Annotated in this window: 29 protein-coding genes; all 29 read right to left on the bottom strand. The window is 57.7% G+C overall.

Features of this window, described 5'->3' with window-relative positions; translation table 11 throughout:
- Window positions 1–113: 113 nt before the first annotated feature.
- Window positions 114–647 carry a hypothetical protein gene (locus tag HZB60_09465; protein MBI5059989.1) on the bottom strand — a complete coding sequence of 178 codons (534 nt, stop codon included), beginning with the start codon at window positions 645–647 and terminating at the stop codon, window positions 114–116.
- On the bottom strand, window positions 644–2,011 hold the full coding sequence (locus HZB60_09460; protein ID MBI5059988.1) for a DUF3696 domain-containing protein: 1,368 nt from the start codon (window positions 2,009–2,011) through the stop codon (window positions 644–646). The genes HZB60_09465 and HZB60_09460 overlap by 4 nt, the downstream gene beginning before the upstream one ends.
- Complete coding sequence (locus tag HZB60_09455) at window positions 2,008–2,373, bottom strand: nucleotidyltransferase domain-containing protein (GenBank protein MBI5059987.1); 366 nt, start codon at window positions 2,371–2,373, stop codon at window positions 2,008–2,010. The genes HZB60_09460 and HZB60_09455 overlap by 4 nt, the downstream gene beginning before the upstream one ends.
- Window positions 2,374–2,425: 52 nt before the next feature.
- Window positions 2,426–2,899, bottom strand: coding sequence for a DoxX family membrane protein (locus HZB60_09450; GenBank protein ID MBI5059986.1), 474 nt, complete (start codon window positions 2,897–2,899; stop codon window positions 2,426–2,428).
- Window positions 2,900–3,144: 245 nt separating this feature from the next.
- Window positions 3,145–3,735, bottom strand: coding sequence for a rhodanese-like domain-containing protein (locus HZB60_09445; protein ID MBI5059985.1), 591 nt, complete (start codon window positions 3,733–3,735; stop codon window positions 3,145–3,147).
- A 161-nt stretch (window positions 3,736–3,896) separates the two neighbouring features.
- Window positions 3,897–4,637 (bottom strand): LOG family protein, encoded by a 741-nt coding sequence (locus HZB60_09440; GenBank protein MBI5059984.1) that lies wholly within the window; start codon window positions 4,635–4,637, stop codon window positions 3,897–3,899.
- A 125-nt stretch (window positions 4,638–4,762) separates the two neighbouring features.
- On the bottom strand, window positions 4,763–6,163 hold the full coding sequence (locus HZB60_09435) for a T9SS type A sorting domain-containing protein (protein ID MBI5059983.1): 1,401 nt from the start codon (window positions 6,161–6,163) through the stop codon (window positions 4,763–4,765).
- A gap of 68 nt (window positions 6,164–6,231) precedes the next feature.
- Window positions 6,232–7,359: a saccharopine dehydrogenase NADP-binding domain-containing protein gene (locus HZB60_09430; GenBank protein MBI5059982.1), complete on the bottom strand. Its 1,128-nt coding sequence runs from the start codon at window positions 7,357–7,359 to the stop codon at window positions 6,232–6,234.
- Between the two features lie 84 nt (window positions 7,360–7,443).
- Window positions 7,444–7,860 (bottom strand): SRPBCC domain-containing protein, encoded by a 417-nt coding sequence (locus HZB60_09425; protein ID MBI5059981.1) that lies wholly within the window; start codon window positions 7,858–7,860, stop codon window positions 7,444–7,446.
- Window positions 7,861–8,673 carry a VCBS repeat-containing protein gene (locus tag HZB60_09420; GenBank protein ID MBI5059980.1) on the bottom strand — a complete coding sequence of 271 codons (813 nt, stop codon included), beginning with the start codon at window positions 8,671–8,673 and terminating at the stop codon, window positions 7,861–7,863.
- Window positions 8,674–8,701: 28 nt separating this feature from the next.
- Window positions 8,702–9,415 (bottom strand): hypothetical protein, encoded by a 714-nt coding sequence (locus tag HZB60_09415; GenBank protein MBI5059979.1) that lies wholly within the window; start codon window positions 9,413–9,415, stop codon window positions 8,702–8,704.
- Window positions 9,416–9,482: 67 nt separating this feature from the next.
- Window positions 9,483–9,803 carry a nucleotidyltransferase domain-containing protein gene (locus tag HZB60_09410; protein MBI5059978.1) on the bottom strand — a complete coding sequence of 107 codons (321 nt, stop codon included), beginning with the start codon at window positions 9,801–9,803 and terminating at the stop codon, window positions 9,483–9,485.
- 26 nt (window positions 9,804–9,829) lie between these two features.
- Complete coding sequence (locus tag HZB60_09405) at window positions 9,830–10,825, bottom strand: methyltransferase domain-containing protein (GenBank protein ID MBI5059977.1); 996 nt, start codon at window positions 10,823–10,825, stop codon at window positions 9,830–9,832.
- A 39-nt stretch (window positions 10,826–10,864) separates the two neighbouring features.
- On the bottom strand, window positions 10,865–12,337 hold the full coding sequence (rmuC, locus tag HZB60_09400; protein ID MBI5059976.1) for a DNA recombination protein RmuC: 1,473 nt from the start codon (window positions 12,335–12,337) through the stop codon (window positions 10,865–10,867).
- A 147-nt stretch (window positions 12,338–12,484) separates the two neighbouring features.
- Complete coding sequence (locus HZB60_09395; protein MBI5059975.1) at window positions 12,485–13,105, bottom strand: hypothetical protein; 621 nt, start codon at window positions 13,103–13,105, stop codon at window positions 12,485–12,487.
- A 74-nt stretch (window positions 13,106–13,179) separates the two neighbouring features.
- Window positions 13,180–13,569 carry a HEPN domain-containing protein gene (locus HZB60_09390; protein MBI5059974.1) on the bottom strand — a complete coding sequence of 130 codons (390 nt, stop codon included), beginning with the start codon at window positions 13,567–13,569 and terminating at the stop codon, window positions 13,180–13,182.
- Complete coding sequence (locus HZB60_09385; protein ID MBI5059973.1) at window positions 13,566–13,889, bottom strand: nucleotidyltransferase domain-containing protein; 324 nt, start codon at window positions 13,887–13,889, stop codon at window positions 13,566–13,568. The genes HZB60_09390 and HZB60_09385 overlap by 4 nt, the downstream gene beginning before the upstream one ends.
- 20 nt (window positions 13,890–13,909) lie before the next feature.
- The gene (gyrB, locus tag HZB60_09380; protein MBI5059972.1) at window positions 13,910–15,841 is read right to left on the bottom strand and encodes a DNA topoisomerase (ATP-hydrolyzing) subunit B; all 1,932 of its coding nucleotides are present in this window, start codon (window positions 15,839–15,841) and stop codon (window positions 13,910–13,912) included.
- A gap of 12 nt (window positions 15,842–15,853) precedes the next feature.
- On the bottom strand, window positions 15,854–16,243 hold the full coding sequence (locus HZB60_09375) for a HEPN domain-containing protein (protein MBI5059971.1): 390 nt from the start codon (window positions 16,241–16,243) through the stop codon (window positions 15,854–15,856).
- Complete coding sequence (locus tag HZB60_09370; GenBank protein ID MBI5059970.1) at window positions 16,240–16,563, bottom strand: nucleotidyltransferase domain-containing protein; 324 nt, start codon at window positions 16,561–16,563, stop codon at window positions 16,240–16,242. The genes HZB60_09375 and HZB60_09370 overlap by 4 nt, the downstream gene beginning before the upstream one ends.
- On the bottom strand, window positions 16,560–18,095 hold the full coding sequence (locus tag HZB60_09365; GenBank protein ID MBI5059969.1) for a hypothetical protein: 1,536 nt from the start codon (window positions 18,093–18,095) through the stop codon (window positions 16,560–16,562). Before HZB60_09365 ends, HZB60_09370 begins: the two co-directional genes overlap by 4 nt.
- Window positions 18,096–18,142: 47 nt before the next feature.
- Entirely contained in the window at window positions 18,143–18,697 is a 555-nt protein-coding gene (locus HZB60_09360) for a transposase (protein ID MBI5059968.1), read from the bottom strand.
- Between the two features lie 250 nt (window positions 18,698–18,947).
- Window positions 18,948–19,637 carry a T9SS type A sorting domain-containing protein gene (locus tag HZB60_09355; GenBank protein MBI5059967.1) on the bottom strand — a complete coding sequence of 230 codons (690 nt, stop codon included), beginning with the start codon at window positions 19,635–19,637 and terminating at the stop codon, window positions 18,948–18,950.
- 823 nt (window positions 19,638–20,460) lie between these two features.
- Complete coding sequence (locus HZB60_09350; protein MBI5059966.1) at window positions 20,461–21,861, bottom strand: hypothetical protein; 1,401 nt, start codon at window positions 21,859–21,861, stop codon at window positions 20,461–20,463.
- Window positions 21,862–22,040: 179 nt separating this feature from the next.
- On the bottom strand, window positions 22,041–22,256 hold the full coding sequence (locus HZB60_09345; protein ID MBI5059965.1) for a hypothetical protein: 216 nt from the start codon (window positions 22,254–22,256) through the stop codon (window positions 22,041–22,043).
- Between the two features lie 48 nt (window positions 22,257–22,304).
- Entirely contained in the window at window positions 22,305–22,766 is a 462-nt protein-coding gene (locus HZB60_09340) for a hypothetical protein (protein MBI5059964.1), read from the bottom strand.
- A gap of 122 nt (window positions 22,767–22,888) precedes the next feature.
- A complete protein-coding gene (locus HZB60_09335) occupies window positions 22,889–23,266 on the bottom strand; it encodes a hypothetical protein (protein MBI5059963.1) in 378 nt (125 codons plus the stop codon).
- A gap of 398 nt (window positions 23,267–23,664) precedes the next feature.
- A complete protein-coding gene (locus HZB60_09330; protein ID MBI5059962.1) occupies window positions 23,665–24,786 on the bottom strand; it encodes a hypothetical protein in 1,122 nt (373 codons plus the stop codon).
- 67 nt (window positions 24,787–24,853) lie between these two features.
- Window positions 24,854–25,987 (bottom strand): hypothetical protein, encoded by a 1,134-nt coding sequence (locus HZB60_09325; protein ID MBI5059961.1) that lies wholly within the window; start codon window positions 25,985–25,987, stop codon window positions 24,854–24,856.
- Between the last annotated feature and the right edge of the window lie 254 nt (window positions 25,988–26,241).

The following is a 26,241-nucleotide window of genomic DNA, read 5'->3' as shown; positions in this document are numbered from 1 at the left end:
CGGTCTTCGTGATGCCGCTCTGCGTCTGCATCCGCGCGAAGTAGAGACCGGAGGGCAAGTTGCTGCCATCGAAATGGTAGTGATGTTCGCCGTGCGGCAGGGTTCTTTCATCCTCAAGGGAGCTTCGAAAGGCCCTTTTGAGTCGCCAGGCGATTCATGTCCACCGGACAAACAAAGACAACACGAACATCGTGCCGGGACAGCGGTTGCTCATAGACCCACCAGTCAGTGTCCACCGCCACGTACACCGGTGCTGACTCCCCGGTCTCGATCCGATACGACCTTGTCGTTGCGACGAACTTCCTGTCCGAACTGTCGAATTGGGCCAACGCTGGGTCACCTGGAAACTCATCGAACAGGCGTGGGGGTCCTATTTGCGTGAGTAGGACCAACTTGCAGCGCTGCGGGTTACGGTGATTGGTCAGTACCCACCGTAGAAATCGATCTCCGATGCCCGGCTGTCCGTTCGAATTCAAGTTGTCTTGATACTCACCGATGATCAGCCAGTTGGTGTCAAGCAATATCTGCAACGTGTCAGCGTCCAATCGCTCTATCACATCGAGGCAACGATTCACACAATCAACAGATGCCTGAGGTGACAGACAGTTTGCGACCATCGGTACGTTTGTGTCCACCGCAATGATCATGACTGCGGCTGGGTCGGTCTTGACGCCTGCGCACGGGACATCGCGATCAAATCACCCATGTCGTCGCCAAAGAACCCGCGCGGCCAGTTCGTGATGTTCCCGAACAGGTCAAGATCAAGTTTCGCCAACTGGGCGCTGTCCTCTTCCATACGACAGAAGTAGAGTTTCGCGAGCCCCGCAGCAAAACCATCAGGGGGCCCTTCGGCAACCCTTCGCTGAAGGCGTCGCAGTAGGTGCTCGCTATGACTCTCAACTATTACCTGGATGCGCCGTATCTTGATAGCGTCCATCAGGACATCGGCGAGAACAGACTGTACAGAGGGGTGAAGATGGATCTCTGGTTGTTCGAGAAGAATCGTGGTCCCCTCCGGTACGTAATAGCAAAGGACGATTACCGGAAGCAGTTGAGAGACACCAAAGCCCACATCGGTGATGAAGACCTCGGGACTCCTAGCAGTCTTCTTCACCTTGACTTCGTACTCGCGTCGTTGCGCAGCGATCTGCTTGACCTCAAATGAGTGGATCAAGTCCATCTTGCGTAGCCAGAAAGCGACGCGCTCCTCTAGTGTCTGTCGGGGAATCCCCTTTCCAAAGGATATGTATGGACCACGCTTTCGCGACGAAAGCAGAGCTGCGATGGCCAATTCGCCCTGCTTGCCGACATCTTGTGGTTCTTCTCCAGACCAAGAGTACTGGCGGGCCGGGTAGTCACGAAGTGGTCCAAGATAGACAAGACCATTCATCAGCTGTTCAAACTCTAGAACAAAATCGGACAGGAAACCCGTGTTCTGGTAGTAGGCTTTGGCCTCGTCCGGAAAACCATAGCACTTGAGCGGGGCGGGAAGCGGCCACTTCCTGCCCAGTTGGTGGGTTGCCTTGTACCCCTTGCTAACAAGTTGGTATTCTCCGTTGGCTCCTTGCGTCCGGGCTTTCATCCCGAATTCGTGCTCGTTGAACCGATACGAGAAGGACCGCACCACCGGCCTATCGGCTACCTGCAGTATTGAGGTTGTAAAGAGCAGATCGTTGGTCCTGAACAACTCGGCCTTTCTAACGGGATCAGTTACAACAAGCGGTTGCTCCATCTGCCAGGCAACCTCAATCTCAAGGGGTTGGCCGATTTGGTGGTCAAAAACAACATCTGCATAAGTACCAAGGTCAACTCTTGATTTCAAATCTCCTGTTCTCAGCACGAGTTTGCGGTCTGATGACTCGGTGGTTTGCTTCAGCATGAGAAGAGTCTGCAGTAGGCTTGTCTTGCCAGAGCTATTTGTTCCAAATAGACCGGTCAGCGATCCGAGTTCAAATGCATCGCCTGTATCCCGCCACGACTTGAAATTCTTGGCAGAAATCCTTGTGATCATGCTACGGCTCCTTTCACGAAATGAGACCCCTTTGAGAAACCGCAGCCGCCCCCCGCCGCATAGAAGACTCGCGAACCGCGCAAAATTGAATTGCGGCGTATGTTGTTCTGCATCAGCTCCACACCGAGCTTCGTGGAGAGGTCAACTTTGCGCCCGATGATGTCCGTGAGTTCGTCTTCCATCCGGTCAAGGTCTCTGAGCGACCAAATTGCAGGCTCCACAAATTTCACCATCACGTCGACATCGCTGTCGGGTCGGAACTCGTCGGTGAGGACGCTGCCGAACAGCGCGAACTCGACAATCTTCCACTTTGCGCAGAAGGTCTTGATCTTGTCCATCTCAAGCGGGATACGCGGTTCCATCCGGGTCTCCTGTCCGATTCCGGGCCCCCGCAGACGGATGCCCGGCGGAACTTCAATTTTCAGTTTTCAATTTTCGATTTCTCGTGGCCACCCACACGGCCATGGCGAGCAGGATGGAGTTTTCGATGACCTTGCTCCAGCCGGTTTTCTGGGCGAGGGCGGCCCCGGCGGTGCCGACACCGAAGCAGCCGCAGTCGATATTGAAGCCGCGCAGGACGGCCTGTGTGACCATGATGATGAAGAACACGAGCAACGCGGCGCAGAGCCAGGCGGCGGCCCGCTTGGTCCGCGGCCAGAGCAGGCCCAGCCCGGCGACGAGTTCGAGCGCGGGCAGGAAGATGGCGGCCAAATTGATGTAATTCTGACCGATCAGCGGCAGGACAACTTTGTAGTTTTGGATCGACTTGGCGAAGCCGGCGGGGTCCATGAGTTTGGGCCAGGCCGCGAGCAGAAAGATGGCGGCGATGATCCCCCGGCAGAGCCAGTCGAGAATCGTGGTCAGGCGCGCTTTTTGGGCAGAATTCATGGATAGAAAAGGTATTGAGAATATTTCACAAAGTCAAGCTAAAGTCTCACATAATTAATAACTTTAGCCCGGATTTTGCACGCAAAAACAGGGGGTTAAATTCACAAACTTGAAACTTCAAACGTGAACCATGGCGCTCGGGTCCGCACGCCTCTTCACGCGACCCGCGCCGACGGCAGCCGGGGACAAGAAAGGGCCACCGGTCGCCCGGCAGCCCTCGATCTCTTGAAGCGGAATTTCCGCGTTCAGTCTTCCACTTTCTCCACGAGGTCCGTCTCTGAGGTCCACTCGGCCCAGCCGCCCTCATAGACGGCGACCCGCTTCCAGCCCCGCTGGTTCATGTGTTCGGACAGATCGTGGGAGAGATGGCAATCCCCGCCGTCACAGTAGATCAAGACGAGCTCGGTCTTGGGAATGGAGTCCAAGGCCTTCTGATAGTCGGCGACATGCTCGAATGGAATATTCGCCGCACCGGGAATGTGGCCTTCGTTGTAGAGCGGGACATCCCGCGCATCGACGAAATGCACGTTTTCCTTTTTGCGCTTCATGTAGAGCGCGCTCGTGACCTCGTAGCTGACCTTGTACGGCAGGTCGGCCGCCGGGAACGCGACCTCAGCAGAAGCGGTCTCCGCGGCCAACGCGACCTTCGGTTCCAGCAGCTTCAGCGGTTCGGGGATCCCCCAAAACGGAATGGTCTTATCCTGAAACGGACGAGCGGCTACGCTGACCAGAACGGCCAGTCCCAGCATGAGCAGCAGTTGTTTGAGCATCGTGACGTCCTTCTCCGTGCGGTGTCTCGCGCCGCCGCCGGGGTGTTGGTTTGAATTCCCGCTCACGGCGGGTGTTATCTAATTCTCCCCCCACACGGTGGGGGGATCACGGGGGGAAGATCAGACAACTCGGTTGCACATCTCTTGATCTGTCCCGTCTGGACCAAAGCGCTGCACACTCAAATTGATGATTGCCCGCGCTCCCGCCTTCTTACCTGACCTCCGTTTTACTCGGCGGCAGCCTCAACGGTTTCCGCCTCGCCGAAATTATGGATTTCGGAAATCAAGTAGTTGAACGCGTCTTCCGGTGTATCGCTGCGATGCGGGAGGTTGACATCGGGAGCGGAAATGACCCCCCAATCGACCATCGCCTCCATGTTCAACACCCGGGACCAGTACTCGCTGCCGTACAGCACGACGGGCAGCCGCCGCCGGACTTTGTGGGTTTGCAGCAGTGTGAGCACCTCGAACAGCTCGTCAAACGTGCCGAACCCGCCGGGGAACACCACCAGCGCGCGCGACAGATACATGAACCAGTACTTGCGCATGAAGAAGTAGTGGAACTCGAACGTCAGTTTCGGGTCGGTCCAGCGATTGGCGCCTTGTTCAAAGGGCAGACTGATGCCGAGGCCCAGCGTCTTGCCGCCGGCTTCAGCCGCGCCGCGATTGGCCGCTTCCATGATGCCCGGACCGGCGCCGCTGCACACGACCAGCCGGTCGCGCGCGTCGTGCTGCTGCATGTAATGTTTGGTCAGCAGGGACGACAGCTTGGCCGCATCCTCGTAGTAGTGCGTCATGCGCTGCGTGCGGCGGATTTGCTGTTCGATCTCACTCGCGGCGGTCAGTTCGGCCGTGGCCATATTCAGCTTCAGCCGTTCGATCTCGGGTTCCATTTCTTCCGGCGGCAGCGCGCGGGCCGAGCCGAAGAACACGATGGTGCCGCGGATCTTGTGCTGCCGCAGCCGCATTTGCGGTTCGAGATATTCGGCCAGAATTCGCAGCGTCCGCGCGTGCGGCCCGTGCAGGAATTCTTCGTTATCGTAAGCTTTGGGAAAGTGCTCGGTGCGTTTTTCGGACAAGGGGTCTCCGGATGCTACTTCAAGAGGACTATTTTCTCGACAACTGAGGCTTCACGACTCGACAGCCGGCACAGATACAGCCCCGACGCGAGCCGCGAGCCGTCGAAGGTAATTGTATGATCACCGGCCGGTTGCACGCCGTCCATCAGCGTCGTGACCATCCGTCCGGTGATGTCGAAGATGTCGAGTGCAACGGGGCCGAGCTCCGCCAGGCGGTATCGCAACCGCGTGGAGCTGTTGAAGGGGTTGGGATACGCTCCGGTAAGCGCAAAATCAGGCTGTGGGTTTAACCGATGCTCGTCCGCCAATACCGGCTCCGGAAATGTGCGAATGACCTCCGAACGGATGAATTGGCCCCATGGAAAATCGTAAGAATGGATCCCGCAGGTTACGTAGCTATTGTCTTCCATGCGCACATAATCCGTGTGGTACACCATGGGATAGCGTGTGCTCCACAGCAAATTGCCGTTGTCATCAACACGAACAAGGCTGCTGCCAGTAAGAAATGTATATCCCGCATCGGGACAAGGTTTGAGCTTGCGCGCCCAGCTGCCGTTCGACGTGATGCGACCTCCCGTCGCGTTCCCGAATTCGTCTGTCCGTACAAAACGGAGCGAATCCACGTGGAGGCCGTAGTGCACGGTTTCGATCAGAGCAAAACCACCGCCGGGCGCATTGGCGGCCGCCAGGACGGAATTTCCCGGCTCCTCGGCATGCACTGAACTCCATACGCTATCGCCGTCAAAATTAATCTTGATCAACCACGGTTCTGATCTCGCTTCGACGTCAGTCCAAATGCTGCCGGCGAGCAGGAATCCATCATCGGTTGGCACGACTGCTTGGAGCACATCGTCCCCTGCGGTTCCGTATGTTCGATAGCTCAGGCTATCGCCATACTCGTCAAACCACAGGATCCACCAGTCATTTAGTCCCGCACCATAACCATTGGTATTACCCGCCATCAAGTACCCAGTAGGGGTCTCGCCGGCAAATGCGCAATGCTCCTCTGCTCCTCCAGTAATCTCGGTTATCCAGAGCAGATTTCCGACGGAGTCAGCACGCGCAATGAACGTATCTGACCAGTTTGGGTCGTAAACCCGATCTCCTGAAATCAGAAAGTCGCCATTGCTCATGCGCGCGATTGAAACAACGCTGTTGCGATGCTCAAATCCAAGATCATACGATAACCCGACATTCCCCTCTGCGTCAAGTTTGACCAGGCGGGTATCGGACCACGGCAACAACATTGCAAGCGCACAAACACCGTTTCCGTCATCGCAGATTGCTCGTGGTGAATCTCCTCCACCTTGCGTATCCTCGTACATCAATACATGATCCCAACGCAACGGAGGTTGACAGAAAGCGGTTTCGGCGAGAGCAAGCAATGCAAAGCTGAAGGTAACGATCCCTTTCATCTGACCTCCTAAACAGCTCGGTTTCTCTGCCAAGAAGTGCCATTAACGACCACCAAGTCGAAAATCAGTTATTCAATCTCCAGCCCGAACAACCCCAGCTGCTCTTTCATCCACGCGAAGGGAATCACGGTCTCCTGCGCGTGCGCGCCGGGGGGGACCCTCCCTTCGAGGATCGCCAGGCCGATGGCGGCGGCGGGGAAGGCCGTGGTCTGGCCCATCGCGGAAAGTTTGCGCGGGGTATCTTCCTTCACGATCATCTGAATACTCTCGCCTTTGCCGCCGTCGCCCGTGGCCGTCACGCGTAAGAGCACCATATCGGGCGCGTTCTTCTCAAGGTAGTTGTCCAGCACTTTGGTCAGGACATCGCGTGGGCTGACGTGGACGTCCCCGACGGTGATGCTCTTCGAGTTGGTCAGCCCGATTTCGCGGAGCGTGCGCAGGATCGCGCAGTGACCGGGGAAGCGAATCGTCTTGTAGTTCAGGCGATTCACCTTGCCCAGCAGCGTCTTGGGGAGGGTAGACGTACCGCCCGACGTGACGAACGCTTCGAGTTCACCGATGCCCTCAAAATACAGCTCTTCAAGATCGGACAGCGAAGGCACTGCAACTTCCTTGCCATCGCGCAACTCGCGCGCGTCTTCGAGGTACTCGTTCAGCAGACCGTGCACGGAGAAGAATTGCGCGTACTTGAGCGAGCCGGTCGGCTGTTGCGGCAAGCCGCCGACGCGGATCTGTACGCGGTCACAGGTCTGGAAGCGGTTCACCAGTTCCACCGCGAGAATATTGCCCAGCCCCGGTGCCAGCCCGGTATCGGGGATGAAGCAGATCTGCTTGTCGAGCGCGGGGTCATGCAGCGCCAGCACGTCGTCGGTGACGTCGGGATTGCCGCCGAGATCGAGGAACGAGACCCCTTCTTTCAGGCACATCTTCGCGATCCGCGGCGACAGAAAATAGGGCACACAGGAGATGCAGACCTTCGCGCCTTTCAACGCTTTCAGCAGAACGGCGTCTTCCTTGACATCGCCGAGTTGCGGCTCGACGAGCGGCGAATTCAGCCACGCCACGGCCGGATCGAGCTGGGCGCGATGGCCGTCCAGCAGCCGGATGCTGCGTGGTCGCGGATGGTGGACAAAAAAGTAGGCGGCGACGCGGCCCATCAGCCCGGCGCCGAGGACGACAACTTCAGGTGTGTACATAGTAATTTCGCCGAGTCGGGTTGTAGGGGCAGGCTGCGCCGCCCGTCTTCCGCAACCCGGCCGGAATCCGGTTTGGAAGATTTGTTAGCTTTCCGCGACCTTGCGGAGTTTGTCGAGATAGTAGCCGCCCCACGAGTTTTTTTCGCGGTCGGCCAGCGCCTGCTCGGGGAACCCTTCGGCCTTGAGCGTGAGCGTGCTTTTGTCGCCGTGGGATTCGATGTCGAATTCCATGCGCACGGGGAACGTCCCTTCATCGGGGTCGTCGGTATCTTTGGGCACCGGCCACAGCACGCCATAGCGGAACGGAGGCTCAAAGATCACGATTTCACCGTCAAACAGCTGGCCGTCGTCGTCGCGTTTGCGGACGTGTCCGCCAGCGCGCATGTCGTGTTGAACCCAGCGGAAGTGTTCCCACTTGGTGATAAGTTTCGGGTCGGTCAGCGCGGCGAAGACCTTGTGCGGCGCCGCGTCGATGGCGGATTTGAGTTCGAAGGAAAACATCTATCGGGAGAGATTCACAGGGTTTGAATTGGGGGGTGCGGCGTATGTTGCCGGACCAATGATGATTTCGTTGGTGGACGTAATCGCGGCCACTTTGTAGTAGGCTCGTGGCGCGATAACTGCTCCGGGATGCGTGAATGTCGGCGTGCAGCTTGTCCCAATGCTTGCGTACTCCCCGTTAAGCGCAAAGCTCCAGTACAGCCGGTACATCGAGCAGCTATCGACCTGTTGCCAGTTGAGAATCAGGTCGTCTCCGTCGGGCTGTATGACGAGATCGGATGGCGGAGAAGACGCGACGGTGCCTGCGCCCCAGATTTCACGTCTTGAGCCTCCGTGTCCAGCATTGACTACGAAGAGGATGTCTGAGACTTGATCACCGTCGTAGTCGGTTAAGAAGTAGTTGCAGGATCCCTCGATCACAGAGTCTATTTCCAAAAGACACGTATTCGTGGCTGGCGAGAATACACAATATGTGCCGGAACCGGGGACCTGACAGAGAACCTCCTTCAGGCCGTCCCCTGTTACATCCAGAAAGACCGGCCAGAGATAGACAACAACGAATGGCGACGTCCATGCTGGCACCATCCCGGGAAATGTGTACACCGTTATGGATCCGTTTGCATTACGCCAGCAAAGGTCCTGAACACCATTTCCGTCAAAATCAAAGAGCGGCGGATATTCTTGCGTTCCACGAGTCGGGGCAACAATCTCGTATTGCTGAGAGAAGTCTTGGTACTTCAGGACGAGGCCTTGGGCTTTGCAATCAACACTCAACGCCGCTAGAACAAGCACCAGCCCGAATAGCGTTTTCATTATGGGTTCCTTTGTTTGGCAATCTTGCTTAATCACGGAGAATCGCAACTTCGACCGGGCGTGCCATGATCTCGACAAGGGGCGAGGTCGTTCTGTTCAGGCGATCCATCACCAACTCGACGGCAAGCGTTACTCGCTTGGTAAAGGTCTTAGCATTGCCCGCAGTCACCACAAGGTGGACGATGTACTTTCCGGGGCCGACGACGTTATAGCCGTCGGCTGGTTGCACCATTGTACAGAATTCAAAGCCTATGTCCGCCGATCCGACCCGCCTGTTGTTCTGGACAAAGTCCGGCAGTTTCGACATGTTAGCGAGCCGGTAGTGTGCATAGCCAAGGTTGACATAACATGCGTGTCTACTGGGAATGCTCTCTTGGACGCCTGATTCTGTATGCGTCCACACAAGTTCAACCGGCACCCAAGGGGCGAGAATGGATGCCTGTCCGTCCACCACTTGATCGATCTTGCTCACATAGACTCGAACGTTGTTCGCGGCTCTCTTTCCCCTGTTTTCGAGTTTAATCCGGTACGCAACTCTGCTCTTTCCCTCAAAAAGTGGCTGCGAATCGATGACGCTGAAGTCCTGAACATACGGCGAGACAGCTTCACAGATCACGCGCAGTCTGGGACCAAAGAGCCGACCTATCATAGCTTCATGAAACAGGGCGAATCCGACGGCGGTCAATGTAGTGAAAGCCGTGGCTATTTCGCCCAGCGTAATTGTCCCGTCGTATTCTATCATGGCCGTGCGGGGGCAATACAGTGATTGTCCTTCAAGCCCCGGCAATTCGCCCTATCGTACATGTCCGTCAAATCCCTACTCCTTCCCGCCTGACATTCATGAATAGCGGACTCATCTCGTGATCCAGCCTTTGTGCTGGGGCGAAAACGAGCTGAACAAATACGCCGCGCTCAAGCGAAAATGCACAGGTAATGTCGAGTGTGCGATCGATCTCCGCGTACGGATTCACCGCTCCGTTCAGCACCACCAGCACGTCAATATCGGAATCAGGTTCGGCGTCGCCCCGCGCTTGCGAACCGAACAGCACGAGCCGCTCCAGCCGCTCGCCGTAGAGCTCGGACAAACGGGCCTTGAGTTCCGCGAGGATTTGTTGAAGTTGTTCGCTCATGATGGTTGATTCACCCCGCGTGCGGTTCACCGCCCCGGTTTCTTCGCGACCACCGTCACCGGCCCCTCGGTCGGGTGAAACCAGTATTCAGTGAATCCCGCCTCCTTCAGCCAGCGCTCGACGGTCTTCCGGGAATTGGGAATATCGTAAGCGGGCGCGAGCGCGTCGAACGTATCGTGAATCCCGTATTCGCGCAATTGCTCTTTCGAGAACATCGGAAACGCGCGGCGGTAGTTGTAGAACGGAATCAGATGGTAGTTGATCTGGCGCGTGAGTTTGTTGCGGTCGAGTACCGCAGTCACCGCCTGCAGGAATGGCGCGGCTGTTGTGATCAAACCGTGCAACTTCTGCTGATCCATGCGCGTGGTAAACGGCCGCAGCCAGTATTTCCATTGCAGCATCGTACGGAAGTTCTTGCGGTAGGAGTGCATGAACACGGTCCCGCCGGGCTTGACATAGCGGACCATCTCGCGGAAGGCGGCCGCGGGGTCGGGGGTGTGCTGAATCACGCGATGACAATACACGATATCATAACTCTCCGGCGCGAGCGGGAGATTCATGATGCTCGCCTGGATCAGATTCAGTCGTTCGTTGGGATAGTTGTTATCCCGGCAGAAATCCACTCCGCCGCTGATATCGACGGATGTCACGTGCGCGCCGAGGTCGAGTAGCACCTGGGTATCCGGTCCGGCGCCGCAGCCGCATTCGAGCAGGGTCTGGCCGTTCAGAAACTCCGCGCTCCACCGCGTCCGGTGCAGGATCGTGTCGCGCTGAATCGTGGTCCCGTTGAACTTGTCCATCTGCAGCCGCGCGTGTTTCATCCGCTGAAACGCGAACGAATCGGCGTAGTTGGACTCCGGCACGAAGCGCGGAATAAACCCGCTGATCGGATAGCCTTGCGAACAGCTGACACAGGTCAGCGCGCCACGCTCGATCTCCGCGTTACGCTCGCTGGCTTGATTTAGCGTGAGTTCGCCGTGGTCGGCGGGACAGCGCAACACCTTCAACAGACTGCTTTTCATTACGCTCCGAATATGAACTTCACTGGTATCATTATGGGGCTAAGAAGCCTGCGACGTGTCCGGGTCTGTCGAATCCGCGAGCTCTTCAGCAGAGTCCGAGAGTTCATTTAAACCGTGCGCTTCTTCTATCTGCACTGGAACGGGGATCGTATCGCCGGTTGAAACCTTGTATTCTTCGAACTTGCGAGCTGTCACGAGAAGTCGCGAAGAAACCGACTTTCGCGCTTTTTCATAGGCATTGTTTGCCACCTGAAGGCCTCGGCCAACATCATTGAAATGATCTACGAACCTGCGTAGGCGATCATAGAGCTGCTTGCCTAGCTCGGTTATTTCCTTTGCGTTTTCTGCAAGCTCTTGCTCGCGCCATCCGAAGTAGACTGATCGAAGCAGGCCGATCAGTGCTACCGGAGATACAATCAAAACCTTCTGCTCTGCCCCGTATTCCAGAAGTGTGGGGTCGCTTTCCAACGCCGCATAGTAGAATGCTTCACCCGGAATAAGCATGATGACATAATCCGGCCCCGGCTGAATCTTCTGTGCATAGGTCTTTCGGCTGAGATTGTCAACAAACCCCCGCACCGCTTTAGCGTGCTCCCTAAGCTTCTCCTTGCGAACGGCTGGATCCACGGCCGCTATCGCCTGTTCGAATGCCTCATAGGGAACTTTGGAATCAATGGCCAGTCGCCATTTGTTCGGCAACGAGACGATGCCATCGGGACGTCCAGACTTCTCTTCACCGTCGACGGTTTCCTGTGGCGTCCAACAAAAATGCTTCGTTAGGCCCGCAAGCTCGAGAATTCGTTCAAGCTGTATCTCCCCCCACCGACCCCGCACATTAGGCGATCTCAACGCCTGACCGAGCTTGGATGTTTCCTCTTGAAGTCGGCCACTCGTTGACGCCAAATTCTGGAGTTCCTTACGTACCGATTCGTAAGCGCCCTCTCGCTTTGTCTCCAGTTCTTGAACTTTTTGGTCGACTTTGATAAGCGCATCGTTGAGTGGCTTAACCAGTTCGCCGATAGCCGTCTGCCGCGTTTCCAGGTCGTTCTTTGCCCCATCCTGAAAATTCTGAAGATTCTGTTTCGCCAACGTAAGGAATGACGTGTTGTTCGCCGAAAGTGCGTCTGCAGACAGCGCTTTGAAGGAATTTTCAAGAGCTTCACGTGCATTGCTGAGAAGCGCAAGCTTCTCTACGGCCGACTCACGTTCTTTTGTCAACTCCATCTCAAGTTCGCTGATCCTCGCTCCCTGTCTCGCATTATCGGTTCCCTGAGTATTCAATAGCGATTCCTTCTCGGCAAGCTGGCTTATGTGCTCATCGAGGTTCGCCTTGAGCGTTCGTGCACGTTCCTCCAAAACCGCAACTTGCTGTAATGCCTCCGTTTTCGCATCATGCTCGCGCAAAAACTCTGCTTTGATCGCGTCACGCTCGCGCGCGAATGCACCGCGTACGGCAAACCACGCAACAGCGAAACCAAGTACGGCGCCAAGTGCAGTGTAGAGTAGAATCATGGCACTGAATTCAAGGTAACTGTCGATTCATCCGGTCACCCGACCGGCTTCACTGCACTCAAGTACAGCCGGTGGCGAAGCGATAGGCGACGAAGCCCACCATCGCCGCCATCGCGACCCAGTAGAGAATTCTGCCGAGTTTGGGGTTCATGGGGTCGGGTTGGCGGGTGGAATACGAAGGCACTCAGCCAGCTCCCGCAGGTACTCTGGCTTGTCCGCATTACGCAATCCTACCGCAAGGTTTGAAATCATCGCGAAAAGATAGCTGCAGCCAACCACAAAAAAATACCAGAATAGTGGCTCGCTTGGAGATCCCTTGATGGATTCAAGGACTTTCGCCTTGGCCGCATCGCTATGAAACATCTCCCCGTTGAAATAGAGATCTATGAGATACTCTATCGACACGTGACCGGGGCCTAATTGTATGGGGAAGTGGCGTCCACTCAATCCCGACTTGTAATGAGATCGAATCAACCGAGTGGCTTCCTTCAATTCGTCCGAAAACGCACCATGCTGAACCAGATTGCAGATCCCGTAGAAATTGGTGGGCTCGTCGTTCATGTAGAATTTCCGAAATCCCATCATGAACGACCGGATTGCGTCGACCGGAGGTAGGTGAGCTTCTATGTTAACGGTAAATCCGGATTCCCCATTCTTGGCGCTGAACTTTAGCTGCTGCTTTTGGTACGCCTGGTTGGCGACGTGCTCTAAGAGCAGTACCCTATCAACTTCGTTGACGAAGGTCTTCAACTTCTGGTCGGCATCCATAGCGCTTGCACATCCACAATCGTCACGTACCTTGCGCTCTTCTCGCTGAATGGCGGCGCAGTTCGACGGTGACATCAGGGCTTGCCCCGTTCGCTCAAGAATGTCACTGCCGCCTCAATGAACTTTTCCGCGCGTATGAGGTGTAACTCCACGTCTTCAGTTCCGGGTTCCTCATCCGCCAAATAGTCGCCGATGAGGCGCGCGTTTTCCGCACTGGACAGAAATTTATGAAATTCGGGAGGCAGCAGTCCCGTTGCTCCAAACTCTTTTCCGAAAGCTGAAATAACTGCTGAATGTTTCCTGAAAGAGCACCCACGCGACTCCAAGAGTGCCGTTGCAACATAGAACATTGCATAGTAGGCTCTGGAAGCGGCAAAGTCCGCATTTCCATCAAGTAAGTCTGCTCTTGCGCTTGCAAGACTTCGGCGCGCTTTCCGAATCCACTTCTCGTATCGCTCTGTCACAAGCGGATTCCTTCTGTACGCACGTTGTTCAACAACGGCCGGTCACCTCGGCGAAATTCACTCTCAGCTATGAATAACGGCGCGACGAACACTCCGAATTTGAGCGAAACGGCCGACGTTGCATCTTCGGCATTAAGGATCTCCTTCCAGCCGTTCACCTCGCCCCTCAGCACCACCAGCACATCAATATCCGAATCGGGCTGGGCGTCGCCGCGCGCCTGCGAGCCATACAACACGAGCCGTTCCAGCCGCTCGCCATAGAGGTCGGTCAGGCGTTGCTTGAGTTCCGCGAGAATTGCGTGCAGATCTTCCGCGTTCATCGTTCCTCGTTCATCGTTTTCTACACATCCAAATTCGTCACATACCGTGCGTTCTGTTCGATAAACTGCCGGCGGGGTTCGACGGCGTCGCCCATCAGGATGTTGAAGATGCGGTCGGCGGCGGCGGCGTCTTCGAGCGTGACCTGCATCACCGTCCGTTTGTCGGGATCCATCGTGGTTTCCCAGAGCTGCTCGGGGTTCATTTCGCCCAGGCCCTTGTAGCGCTGCACGTAGATGTTCGTCGTGCCGCCGAAATCCGCAATGGCCTTGTCGCGTTCTTTTTCGTCCATCGCATAGCGCACCTGCTTCGCTTTCGCGACTCGAAATAGCGGCGGCATCGCGATATAGATGCGGCCCTCTTCGATCAGCGGCCGCATGTAACGGAACAGAAACGTGAGCAGCAGCGTGCGAATGTGCGCGCCGTCCACGTCCGCGTCGGTCATCAGAATCACCTTGCCATAGCGGACTTTGGACGAATCGTAATCCTCCATCGTGGACAGACCGCCGCCGATGGCCGTGATCATCGTACGCAATTCGTCGTTATCCAGTATCTTGTCCAGCCGCGCCTTTTCCACGTTCAGGATCTTGCCCTTGAGCGGGAGAATCGCCTGGAATTCGCGATTGCGCGCCTGCTTGGCGGAGCCGCCCGCCGAGTCGCCCTCGACGAGATAGAGTTCGCTGCGGGACACGTCGCTGGTGGTACAGTCGGCGAGCTTGCCGGGCAGGTTGCCCGATTCCAGCGCGCTCTTGCGGCGGGTCAGATCGCGGGCCTTGCGGGCGGCATCGCGCGCCCGCGCGGCGGTCACGCACTTCTCGATAATCGCTTTGGCGGCGTGGGGATTCTCCTCGAAGTGCGTGCCGAGCTTGTCGTTGACGATCTGCTCGACGATGCCTTTGACTTCGGAGTTACCCAGCTTGGTCTTGGTCTGGCCTTCGAACTGCGGTTCCTGCACGCGGATCGAGATCACGCAGGTCAGTCCCTCGCGCACGTCCTCGCCCTGCAGCTGAAACTTGTCCTTGAAGAGCTTGTTCTTGTCGGCGTAGTTGTTCAGGGTTCGCGTCAGTGCGGACTTGAAACCGGACAGATGCGAGCCGCCTTCGATGGTGTTGATGTTGTTGACGAAGGTAACGATATTCTCGTTGTAGCCGTCATTATATTGCAGTGCGACTTCGACCGGGACGTTATCGCGCGTCTGCGCGAAGAAAATCACACCTTTGTGAATCGAGTTGCGCGTTTCGTCGAGGTACTTCACGAACTCGGCGATCCCACCTTCGAACTTATAATCCACGGTGGTGCCGTCGCGCTTGTCTTCGGCCCAGATCCGCAGCCCGCGATTCAGGTAGGCGAGTTCGCGCAGGCGCTCGTTGAGCGTGCCGAACACGAATTCGGTGGTTTTGAAGATTTGCGAATCGGGCATGAACGTGACGGTGGTCCCGGTGCCGCGCGCGTTGCCGACCTCTTCGACGTTGCCCTGCGGGACCCCGCGCACGTAGCGTTGGCGGAATTTCTTGCCGTCGCGTTTGACTTCGACTTCCAGCCATTCGGAGAGCGCATTCACCACGGACACGCCGACGCCGTGCAGACCGCCCGAGACTTTGTAGGAGTCGCGGTCGAACTTGCCGCCGGCATGGAGCACCGTCATCACGATTTCCAGCGCGGAGCGTTTTTCGACGGGGTGCATTTCGACGGGAATGCCGCGGCCGTTGTCGACGACGGTGCACGAGCCGTCGGTATTGAGCGTCATCTTGATCTCGGAGCAATAGCCCGCCATCGCCTCGTCAATCGAGTTATCGACGACTTCGAAGACGAGGTGGTGCAGCCCGCGCGGGCCGATATCGCCGATGTACATAGCGGGCCGCTTGCGGACGGCTTCGAGACCCTTGAGGACTTGGATCGACGACGCCCCGTAGGACGTTTTCTTGCCTTCTTGTTCGAGCAGAGATTCAGTCATGGTGGCCTATGATTAGGAGGATTGTTCAACGAGAATTTCGCGCGCGCGTTTGACAAACGCTTCGGCGCGAGCGATGTGAAGCGCGGCGTCCTCGCTGCGAGCGAAGTCGCCCACATGGTAGTCCGCTTTGTTGCGCGCGGCAAATGCCTCCAGGAGGAAACGGTGATACTCCGGTTCGATACCATCCGCCTGCGCCCAATACTGACCGAACAGCGAGATCACCGCGGAGTGCTTTCGAACGGACTTACCGAGCTTGCGGAGGAGCAAGGCGCTGGCCGCATGGAACATCGCATAGTAGGCCCGCGAAATGGCGGAGTCTGTTCGATCTCTCGCCAGCAGGATTTGCGCGTCTTCAAGCGCGTATCCGGCTTTGTCCAGTAGTGCGGATTGACCCGGAGTCACAGCTTGATTCCGTCGTGACGGATGTTCTGGAGAAATGCTTGGTTGCGTCGCGAGTCCATGTCCGTTTCAGATAAGATCATCGGCGAAAGCACGACCGTGTTTCGCAGGCTGATGTCGGCGACGATTGGACCGACCCACCTCAGCTCTGTGCCGAACTCAACCGTCCCTTTCAGCACCACCAGCACATCGATATCCGAATCCGGTTCGGCGTCACCGCGGGCTTGCGAGCCGTACAGGATGACGCGCGACAGCCGCTCGCCGTACAGGTCAACGAGCCGCGCCTTCAGTTCGGCGAGGATGGGTTTCAGTTGTTCGTTCATTGGCTATCCGGCGTAATCTGTTTCCAACGTTCGACGATCGTTTCCTTGCGGTCTTCGCGCGCATAGACCGTCATAATACTATCGCCGCAGACGACGTTTTGATCGAGGCTGATCTTGACAATCGGAATATAGTGATCGTTGAAGCTTGGCGGCCGCAGTTGCGGCGGGAACCACGAGTCGAAGATGGCCACCAGCGCCGGCTGCTGCTCACGGATATTTTCATCCATCAGCTTGTGCGGTGTCACGAGACCGACCAAGTCCAGCACATAGCGCCGGCCGAAGTAGCCGAGCGCGCCGACATCATTTGTCGCCACGCTTTCTTCGGGATCGAGAATTCGCGGAATCACCTTCGCCAGCCGCACCTGCATCGCGTCGATATTCTGCACCGACAGGCCGTGCAGATAGGCCTTCTTTTGGGCTTCCACAGCCTGGCCCGCGACCAGCACCAGCGCGAGGAGCGCGAGCATCGCTGTCCACCGCACATTGCGGATCACAAGCCAGCCCAGCCCGGCGCCGATCAGCAGATAGACCAACGGCAGCAGCGGGAACAGATAGCGGCCGAAGCTCGAGGTCGTCGATGCTCGCGACCACATCATCACAAAGAACAGGCCCGGCGCGAGCACAATCCACCACGCTCTTTTCCAGAGTGCAATAATCCCGAACGGCAGCAGCAGGTAGATTGGCAGGAAGTTCGCGTCCACGAACAGCGACTTGGTCTCGCTCAGGAACAGCGCGGAGAAGTGCTGCACGTACAGCAGCGACTTGGTCTTGACCGTCAGCGGAAAGGGATAGCCGCCTAACGCGTAATTCATGCCGAAGTACGGCAGCAAGATCGCGGTACCGATCGCGAGCGTTCGCAACTTCTCGCGCTGGGGAATCGCCAGCCAACCCAGACCGAGCAGCATCACGCTTTCCGGTCGCGTCCAGACCGCCAACGCGAGCAGCGCAATCATCCAGCGGTAGCGTGCTGTCGCGAACATGTAGAGCGCCGCGCACACCAGCGCGAGCTGTGTGGTCGATTCCATGCCGCTCAGGCTTGCCCACAACAGTGCTGGACTCGTCACGATCAACCCCGCCGCCAGCCATGCGGCGATCCGGCTCCCCCCCAACTCGCTTGGGGGGGCGGGGGGGGGTGCCTTCGTCTCCCCTCCGTTCACGGGGGGGTAGGGGGGGGTAGTCAGTGCCTCAACCCCCAAATACACAAACCCCGCGCTCGCCGCCAGCCCGAGCATGCCGATGATCTTACCCGCCCAGACCATGTTTCCCGTGATTGCGAACCCGAGCGCCAGCAGCGCGGTATAGAGCGGCGCGGTCGAAGCGGAGATCTGCTCGCCGATGTTGAACGACCAGCCGTGCCCATCGAGCAGATTGCGCGCGAAGGTGGCATGAATCCACGAGTCGTCGAGCGAGAAGCCGTACGTCCCGGCCAGCGCGTGTTCGACGGACAGGTAGTAGCCTTCACAGGCCGCGAGCAACACGAGCAGCGTTGCCGCCGCCACGATCCGCTGCTCAAGGAGGTTCAGGAGTTTCATTCAGGAGGGGTTACAGCCTAACAGCACCGGGCGCACGCAGTGCGCCGCTACGGTCGGCGCTCGGGGTTCTCATGATCCGCTGACCACTGCGCAGGATTGCCCAGAATGTAATCACGAATTTGCGCGAGGTCGCGGTCCCCGCGCACGACGTGTTCATGGAAGCGATGTTGCCAGACCGACTGTCCCCGAGCGCAGCGCAGTTCGTTGATTCGTTTCGTCGTGGCGGCTTTGAAGCCTGCCATGATCGTGCTGAGGGAATCAGGCGCCCGCTCATTCCACCGCCGAAGCAACAGCTCGTTTCGTAGCGGCGCACTGCGTGCGCTTGGAGCAGCTTCGCCCATCACGACCACGGCATGAAAATGATTGGGCATCAGACAGAACGCATCCATGGTGAGCCGTGTGCGCATGGCGATGGTTCGTAGCCACTCGTCAATCACGATCTGCCCCGCCTCGTTGGCAACCATCTGTCCATCTTCGATCACGCCAAACAGGCTCTCGCGTCGCGCGGTAACAATCGTTACAAAATACGCTCCGGGCTCGGAGTACCGCAGGTATTTCAACCGCACCGACTTGAATCGCGGATCGGGAATGCTACCCGTCATGGGTTGATCCGGTGTATCCCGAGCGCACGCAGTGCGCCGCTACGGTCGTTCAACCACGTTGGCTTGTCGCTCGGAGAATCTCCGCACTGCGAGGGGGTAACGATCACACAAGGCATAATAGAGCTTCGAAGCGGCCCGCTGCGTGCGCTCGGGGGTTCGCTCGCCCATCCCGCCCGCCCCGCATAGACCACGATCCCTTCGCACCTTCGTAGCGGCGCACTGCGTGCGCTCGGGGTATCAATCCAACGGGTTACTTCAGCAGCACCATCTTCCGCGTCTGCACCTCCTCGCCGGCTTCGAGGCGATAGAGGTACATCCCCGACGCGAGGCCGTGGCCGTCGAACGTGCGTGCATAGCTCCCCGCGCTCATAGTCTCGTCGGCCAGCACAGCCACTTCGCGTCCCAACAGATCAAACACCGTGAGCTTCACCTGCTCCGTTCGCCCCACCTCGAAGCGAATCTCGGTGGACGGGTTGAAGGGATTGGGGAAGGCGGGGGAGAGGGAGAAGCGTGGCGACAAGCCCCTGTTTTTGCCAACAGAGGTCAAGACACTACCCGTGCGAAGCAGGTACGGGCTCTGGGTGCTTCCCCCGGCCGGCACTATTGAGCCAAGTATCGTACACGCCCCGTCTGAGTGAATAACAAGCTCCGAAGCTGACTCAGATCCGTCTCCGCCAAATGTCGTAGTCCACTCTTGATAGCCCGAGGCGTCCAGTTTAATAATGGCGATATCCGTCCCGGCATCGCCGCCGTAGTGCGCCGTTCCAAGCAATACGCAGCCATCGGGCACGGCTTTCATGTCGGCCAAATGAAAACTGAAAGGACTCTGCACATCCGCCGTTCGCAAAAGGGTACCATCATCCTGCAAGAAATAGAGGTGGACGCTATCGGTTCCTTCGAACGTGACATCGGCTGCAATCACGGTAACTTCGGAGGGCAAACGTTCAATGGCGCTCTCAACTAGCCATCCGTTTCCGCCGTTCCACGAAAACTCGTGATTCCACCAGTGCCCTTGCTCTGTATGTCTCGCACGTAGGTAGTAGTAGTCACACTCATGTGGACCAACCGCGGTGTACGAGCCTCCGGGCCCCTCTTGGACATCTTGGAGCAATGTCTCACCTTCACAATTCTCCGAACCACCGGTCCATTGATTCCCAGGCATTCCCATGCTGTCAGCTTCGATCGGGAAGATTCCCATCACCCCGTGGGGCGATCCGTTTCTCCAGTACACATACGACGTGCGAAATCCTGTATAGAAGTTGTTGTGGGCACCCCGAATCAAGAGATACTGAAAGGGGGACTCATCGCTGTGAGTGTCCAGGGAATCGCCATCGCCCGTGAGAATTCGAATGCTACCACTGGCAAGCGCTACCAAGTTGTTGGACGAGAGTGCCCGCACGTCCAAAATTCGCACTCCTGCATAATGTCGCAGCCAAACGACGTTCCCAGAGGGGTCAACTCGGGCAAGCCAGCTCTGTTCCGGGTCAGGCGCCACTCTGTGCGTGGCGATGATGACGTCACCATTCGGTGCGCAGTCAATGCTCCCAAGTGAAGTCCCAACACTATCCCCCAGCACCCTCGTCCACAACGTATCCGGCTGCGCACAGCACACCGCGCAGCAGCAAATCAGGCCCAACGTCACAGCAGTTCGCATGGCAGGCCTCCTCGATTTGGGTTACAAGTAGAAACCGAACGCCCATCCGTGCGGCGCTACACCGCTCTTTTTGAATGTTCGCTTGTTCGCATTTTCGGTTGTTCGCGTGTTAGGGGATTCGCGAGCCCTTCACGATATAGAAATTCTTCAGCGCCGTCACGCCATTAATGAGGACGACACTCGTATCAGGCGTGGTCGTGACAAGCGTGCTGAACGCTCCTTCGGGATCGCTGTCGCGGTAAACGCGGTAGTAGGGGTTGCCGTCCCGCTCCCACACGAGGCGCAAATCGGTGCCGCCGAACGGCTGTACGACCACCTGTTGCGGCACAAAGACCGGGCCTTCGGCATCGAGCCGCACGACGTACATCTCCGTGCTGCCGCCGCCGAAGCTGGCCGTGCCGCCCGCGCAAATATAGCCGCCGTCGCTGTTTTGCTCGATCCAGTAGCCCGCATCCTGCAAGCCGCCGCCGTAGCTGACGCTCCACAGGCTATCGCCGTTGGCCGCGGTCTTGACGATCCACATGTTCGCGTTCGGCGGTCCAAACGAGTAACTCGCGCCCGTCAGCACGAAACCATTGTCGCCGGTCTCGCGCATGAAATAGCCTGCGTCAAGATCAGCGCCGCCGTAGCGACGGCTCCACAAACTATCGCCGTTAGCATCGGTTTTGACCAGCCAATAATCCGCGCTGCCCGCGCCGAACGAGAACGTATGTCCGCCCAGGGCATAGCCGCCGTCGTTGGTTGCTTCGACCACATAACAGCGGTCAAGCTGCGTTCCGCCGTAAGTATGACTCCACAGGCTATCGCCGGTTGAGTTTGTTTTTACGAGCCAAAAATCTTCGTTGCCCGCTCCGTACGATTGCGTACGTCCGGCCAGCGCGTAGCCGCCGTCGGGGGTTTGCAGTACGCACCAGCCCAGATCAAACCCCGCGCCGCCGTAGCGCCGGCTCCACTGTGGATTCCCGTTCGCGTCGGTTTTCACCAGATAGAAATCGGAGTCGCCCGCACCGCTGTACGAAGTTGAGCGACCGACCAGCGCGAAACCAAGATCGCCGGTCTCGATCACCATATAACAAATATCGATGGCCGCCCCGCCGTACGTGCGGCTCCACAAACTGTCGCCGTTGGCGTTGGTCTTGACGAGCCAGAAATCGCTCGATCCCGCGCCGAAGGTTTCGGTATAACCGGCCATCGCGAAGCCGCCATCGTTGGTCTGAATGACCGAGTAGCAGCGGTCGAGGTGGTTGCCGCCGAAGTGGTTGGTCCACAGCGTGTCGCCGTCGGCGTCCAGCTGGACCAGCCAGAAATCTTCGTTACCCGCGCCGTAGCTCATCGTCAACCCGCCGACTATGAAACCGCCGTCGCTGGTTTGTTGCACCGCCTCTGCTTCGTCATAGCCCGGGCCGCCGATCGCCCGCGTCCACAGGCTATCGGGCGCCTGGGCGAAACTCATCGAAACCCAATTCACCATCATCGCTGCAAGGAACAGGAAACCGGTATATACCTTCATCGCTCTCCTCCTGCTTCATCCACTCGTCTGTCAACTATGTTCGGTCGAATTTCATGCGGCTATCATTGCCACCACAGCCACGTCCTGATCAAGACGAGAACCAGCGCGATCACCACCAGCGTGACCGCCATCTCGGCCTCCGCATTCAGGTTTCAAGCTTCACGTTTGAGGTTCTCGGCTTACCGCGCTCCCCACCACAGCAGCCCGATCGCAAACAGCGCAATCAGGATCACGCTCCAGATTCGGTTACCCAGCGCGACCCAGCGCAAGAACTCATCGATGCGCTCTCCGCGTTTGCCCAGATCTTGCTTGATGAGCGCCCAGCCAATTCCGACCGCCGCGACCGTCGCGAAGATCCCTGCCATCTTGACCCAAAACCACACGCCAAGTTCCATCTCGGCCTCCGCATTCAAGTTTCAGGTTTCAAGTTTCAAGTTTTCGATTTAGGAGAGCCCCCATCCCCAAATCTTCCAGTAGCCGTTGATCTTCCGCAGCCAATAGGTTCCGTACACGAGCACATTTCCGGTCATGTATTGCTCCGTCCGTACGCGCGCATCACCGACGTGCGGCGGTTCGACGAACCCCAGCTGTTCGATTTCGGCGGAATCCAGCACGGTGCGCTCGGTGATCGTGTATTGTTTGATCTCGACCGGACCCGGCAGCGAATAGTGCTCGAAATATTCCAGCGCGAGCACGGCCTTGGCCTGCTTCTCATTGCCCGCTTTCATCGCGTTGATGAAGGTGGCGATGACCTCGGCGATGGAGTCCTGCACGGCGGGCACCGCCTGCTTCTCGGAACCGGGAGCCGCGGGTTTCGGCGCGACAGCCTTTGGCGGCGGCGCACTCGGCTTGCACCCGCCGATCACGAGCGGTAGTAGAATGAGTAAGTAGGCGATAATTTTCATTTGTAGCGTCGCACCGCCGTGTGCGATCTATCTTGCGGCGGCATGTCTCTGGAGTCTTGACATGCCCCGCTCAAGAACTCGGCGTTTGTTTCTGATTTCCCGACCCGATTCCTGCTCGCGCCTCATCCGCCCTGCAAATACACTCCGGCGGAAATATCGAGGGCGGTTTCCGGGCAAACCAGCCAATTGCCTTCCATGTCCATGCTGATCTCGTACTTCTCGTCGCTATACTTGTAGAAGGCAAACTGCCACTCCTCCATGTTGCCGAGGTAACCGAGGCGGCACAGGTGCGTGGGAACTTCTTCCGTCGGGTCTTGCACATCGACGTAGGCATAGTAGCTGCGAAAGCGCAGTTTCAGCTTGACAAGGGTATGATCCCACTCCTCGCTGATGCGCTTTTCCAGCCGCGCTTTCAATGCCTGCTGAACCTGCTCGGGAATCGGGCCGCGCAGGATGTAGGTCTGTGTGCCCTCTTGCTCGGGCGGTGGGGACTTCTTCATCGGGGAATCCTTATTGCATGCGCTACCAGCCGCTCGCCGTAGTGGGCTTGCAGCCGCTCGCGCAGGTCGGAAAGGATGGTATGTAATGGTGCTGTCATATTCTATTATTTGTCGCGCCGCATAGATATGCGCTCGGGCGAATTCAACGAACCTCGATGAACGAACCATGCAAAACCACCGCCGTCCAAACCTGTCATCCTGAACAAGTCTTCGCCGTGAAGGATCGCTGAAAGTCTCGGACTCGGAAAATGAAATCAACTTTCAGTGATTCTTCAGGCCGCGAAATCCCCCCGACGCGACCTTCAGAATGACTGAGGAATAACCCGTTGCTGCGAACAGAATGATCGCGGCCTCTCCGTAGCGGCACAACGCGTGCGCGATATTCGGTATCCCCACGATCACAGAATCCGTGACCAGAGGGTGTCACCGTCCGCGCTGAGCTTCAACAGAAAGCCATTCCCCGCCGCAATGAAACCGCCGTCTTGCGTCTGCTGTATCGAATTGGCGCTGAGGATCGCACCTCGCTCATACTTGACTGACCAAAGGCTGTCACCGTCAGACGAAAGCCGAATAATCCACGCCTTCCTCGGTTGCTGGCCCACATAGCCCGCCACAATGAACCCGCCATTCGCCGTAACCGCGATGGCATTTGCAGCACTGACCGCAGTATCGCCAAACGTCTTCGTCCAGACGGTCCCCATCGACGAGCTGACTCGCGCTACATACGCCTGCACTCGGTCTCCGTACGACTCGGAATACCCTGCGAGAACATAGCCACCGTCGTTCGTGAGTGCCAATGCGCGTGCTTCTTCGTAGTTATCGCCGCCGTGACCGTTGCCCTGCGTCAAGTGACCTGCCGAGTCCAACACATATAGATATGCGTCACCATACAAGAACCCGGCCACCGCGATTCGCCGATCCGGAAGAATTTTCAGGTCATTTGCTAACGAAGTGAAGCCAAATCTTGCCGTCCACAGTGTGTCTCCGTTGGCGGCGGTCTTGACAACATAGGCGGTCAATCCTCCTGTGGTGTCGTTCGCCCATCCTCCAGCCGCGACAAGTTCACCGTCGTCCGTTTCTTCGACAGCCATTCCGCGCCAACTATCGTTCCCAAGCGTGGTTTCCCATTGTAGACTTCCATCTGCGGCAATTTTCGCCATGAAGAAGTCATCAGAACCCGAGGTGGAACGCGACGCTCCAGAAACGGCAACGCCACCATCCCTGCACAAATCTATGCCTTCAAGTTCATATCGTAAGCCGTTACCATACGCTTGCATACTTCGCGCGTTCCCGTCTGCGTCAAATCTGGCGACGGCATAAGAATAGGCTGGACTCGCGCCGACCGTCCAACCACCAACTATCAGGTCTCCGTTTGTTGCTTCGCGCACGTCACGAACGACTGATAGTCTGGCGTTTACATCCGATACGTCGTTGACGCTGGATTCCTTGCATGAAATCACGACGATACCAAGCAGTATCGAAATCATAGCGTGGATGCAAGCCCGCAATGTGCTGTTCATGTTCTCCTCCCTCTCCCCTCCGCGAGGCCCCCACACCGGAGGCCCCGCATCAGGAAGAGTGTGTTTGTTACACCATTTCCGTCGCCAATTCCGCGGTCGGAGTTGGGATTTGGATTTTGGGATTTGGGATTTGCTTCCGGAATCCTGCGTACGTGACCGGAAACGCGTCGATCTCTTCGATCGTGGGTTTGCCTACCAAGCCCTGCACGATGCGGTTCATGCCGAAGCCGCAGCCCGCGTGGGGCAGGCCGTGCGAACCGACCTCTTCGAAGTACGGCTCGAAATCGCCGATCACCGACGCGCGCACCTGCTCCTCGCTCGCGTCCTGCGCCATCTTCGTGTACCATTCCCAGCGGCGGCTGACGAGATGCTCGAACATCAGCGAGCCTTCCAGCCGTTCGCGCAGGGTCTTCAGGTCGTGCAGCCTGACCGCCGCGCCCACCGATTCGCCGCTGCCGGGCAGGATCAGATCGGCGCTGTCGATGCGGCCCTTGCCGTCGGGCTGCATGTTGAAGAACTTGATGACTTTCAGCTCGCGGCCTTCGAGTTCCGCGTGCTCGAACATCGGATCGGGAAACTTGATCAGGAACAGCGGCCCGTGCAGCTCGGCCAGCATGAGTTCCTGCCGGTGCGAGAAATCCTCGCCCCACTGAATGGTCTCGCCCTTCAGTTGCAGCGTGCGGATCGCGTGATCGTAGGAGAGCCGCGTGAACGTCGAATGCGACCACTTGTCTAACAGTTGGACGCGCCCGGCACTCAGACCGAGTTCAGCCGCGTGCGCGCTGAGCTGGCAGCACAGGCCCTGCACGAAGCCTTCGATCTCCGACAGCAGCGCGGGATAGAGTTCGTCGGGTTCGCCGCGAAACTCGATTTCGTGCAGGCTGAATTCCAGACAGTGGCGGCCATCCGACGGGTCGTGGCGTTCGCCGCGGAAGCTGCGGCCCGCCGTGAACACTTTCGGAAACTCGCCCAGCGCGCCTTCGAGGTGCAATTGTCCGGTTTGCTTGAGAAAGACCGGCTGCGCGGCCCAGGTCGTGCCGCTGTCGAGCGCGGCTTCCATCAGCGAATCCACGAATTCGCAAGCGCCCGACGCCCGTACCAGCGACGGCACTTCAACATACGTAAACCCACGACCCCACCAATACGAGAAGCTCGTGCGCGTGACCAGATCCCAGAGCTGAATTTGTTGCGTCGAATTCATCAGACTTCCTCCTTGTGTGATCCGCCTCGGGTCTCCCCCCACTCTGTGGGGGGACTAAGGGGGGTCGGATCGGGGTGAACATTCATTTAGGGACGACTCTCGGGTCGTCGTTACTACTTGACAGTGACGGCTCACAGGCCGTCGTTACTCATCGGTTCGTGTCATCGTGGTGCGCGCCGGGCATCATCGCGCGTCGCCACGTTCCCGCCAGACGCGGGTAGAGACAACCCTGTGTGGTTGTCCGTTTGTGGAGG

The organism is candidate division KSB1 bacterium (assembly GCA_016214895.1).
Classification (GTDB): Bacteria; Electryoneota; RPQS01; order RPQS01; family RPQS01; genus JACRMR01.
This window is presented reverse-complemented; position numbering and strand designations above follow the sequence as displayed.

Coding starts and splice junctions, on each gene's coding strand:
- HZB60_09345 (MBI5059965.1), bottom strand. CDS start 22,256: ATGGAACTTGGCGTGTGGTTTTGGGTCAAGATGGCAGGGATCTTCGCG.
- HZB60_09325 (MBI5059961.1), bottom strand. CDS start 25,987: ATGAATTCGACGCAACAAATTCAGCTCTGGGATCTGGTCACGCGCACG.
- HZB60_09460 (MBI5059988.1), bottom strand. CDS start 2,011: ATGATCACAAGGATTTCTGCCAAGAATTTCAAGTCGTGGCGGGATACA.
- HZB60_09370 (MBI5059970.1), bottom strand. CDS start 16,563: ATGAACGAACAACTGAAACCCATCCTCGCCGAACTGAAGGCGCGGCTC.
- HZB60_09450 (MBI5059986.1), bottom strand. CDS start 2,899: ATGAATTCTGCCCAAAAAGCGCGCCTGACCACGATTCTCGACTGGCTC.
- HZB60_09425 (MBI5059981.1), bottom strand. CDS start 7,860: ATGTTTTCCTTCGAACTCAAATCCGCCATCGACGCGGCGCCGCACAAG.
- HZB60_09440 (MBI5059984.1), bottom strand. CDS start 4,637: ATGCGGCTGCGGCAGCACAAGATCCGCGGCACCATCGTGTTCTTCGGC.
- HZB60_09385 (MBI5059973.1), bottom strand. CDS start 13,889: ATGAACGCGGAAGATCTGCACGCAATTCTCGCGGAACTCAAGCAACGC.
- HZB60_09330 (MBI5059962.1), bottom strand. CDS start 24,786: ATGAACAGCACATTGCGGGCTTGCATCCACGCTATGATTTCGATACTG.
- HZB60_09420 (MBI5059980.1), bottom strand. CDS start 8,673: ATGAAAACGCTATTCGGGCTGGTGCTTGTTCTAGCGGCGTTGAGTGTT.
- HZB60_09455 (MBI5059987.1), bottom strand. CDS start 2,373: ATGGAACCGCGTATCCCGCTTGAGATGGACAAGATCAAGACCTTCTGC.
- HZB60_09395 (MBI5059975.1), bottom strand. CDS start 13,105: ATGGATGCCGACCAGAAGTTGAAGACCTTCGTCAACGAAGTTGATAGG.
- HZB60_09340 (MBI5059964.1), bottom strand. CDS start 22,766: ATGAAAATTATCGCCTACTTACTCATTCTACTACCGCTCGTGATCGGC.
- HZB60_09335 (MBI5059963.1), bottom strand. CDS start 23,266: ATGAAGAAGTCCCCACCGCCCGAGCAAGAGGGCACACAGACCTACATC.
- HZB60_09360 (MBI5059968.1), bottom strand. CDS start 18,697: ATGACGGGTAGCATTCCCGATCCGCGATTCAAGTCGGTGCGGTTGAAA.
- HZB60_09405 (MBI5059977.1), bottom strand. CDS start 10,825: ATGAAAAGCAGTCTGTTGAAGGTGTTGCGCTGTCCCGCCGACCACGGC.
- HZB60_09415 (MBI5059979.1), bottom strand. CDS start 9,415: ATGATAGAATACGACGGGACAATTACGCTGGGCGAAATAGCCACGGCT.
- HZB60_09410 (MBI5059978.1), bottom strand. CDS start 9,803: ATGAGCGAACAACTTCAACAAATCCTCGCGGAACTCAAGGCCCGTTTG.
- HZB60_09430 (MBI5059982.1), bottom strand. CDS start 7,359: ATGTACACACCTGAAGTTGTCGTCCTCGGCGCCGGGCTGATGGGCCGC.
- rmuC (MBI5059976.1), bottom strand. CDS start 12,337: ATGATTCTACTCTACACTGCACTTGGCGCCGTACTTGGTTTCGCTGTT.
- gyrB (MBI5059972.1), bottom strand. CDS start 15,841: ATGACTGAATCTCTGCTCGAACAAGAAGGCAAGAAAACGTCCTACGGG.
- HZB60_09435 (MBI5059983.1), bottom strand. CDS start 6,163: ATGAAAGGGATCGTTACCTTCAGCTTTGCATTGCTTGCTCTCGCCGAA.
- HZB60_09465 (MBI5059989.1), bottom strand. CDS start 647: ATGATCATTGCGGTGGACACAAACGTACCGATGGTCGCAAACTGTCTG.
- HZB60_09350 (MBI5059966.1), bottom strand. CDS start 21,861: ATGAAGGTATATACCGGTTTCCTGTTCCTTGCAGCGATGATGGTGAAT.
- HZB60_09365 (MBI5059969.1), bottom strand. CDS start 18,095: ATGAAACTCCTGAACCTCCTTGAGCAGCGGATCGTGGCGGCGGCAACG.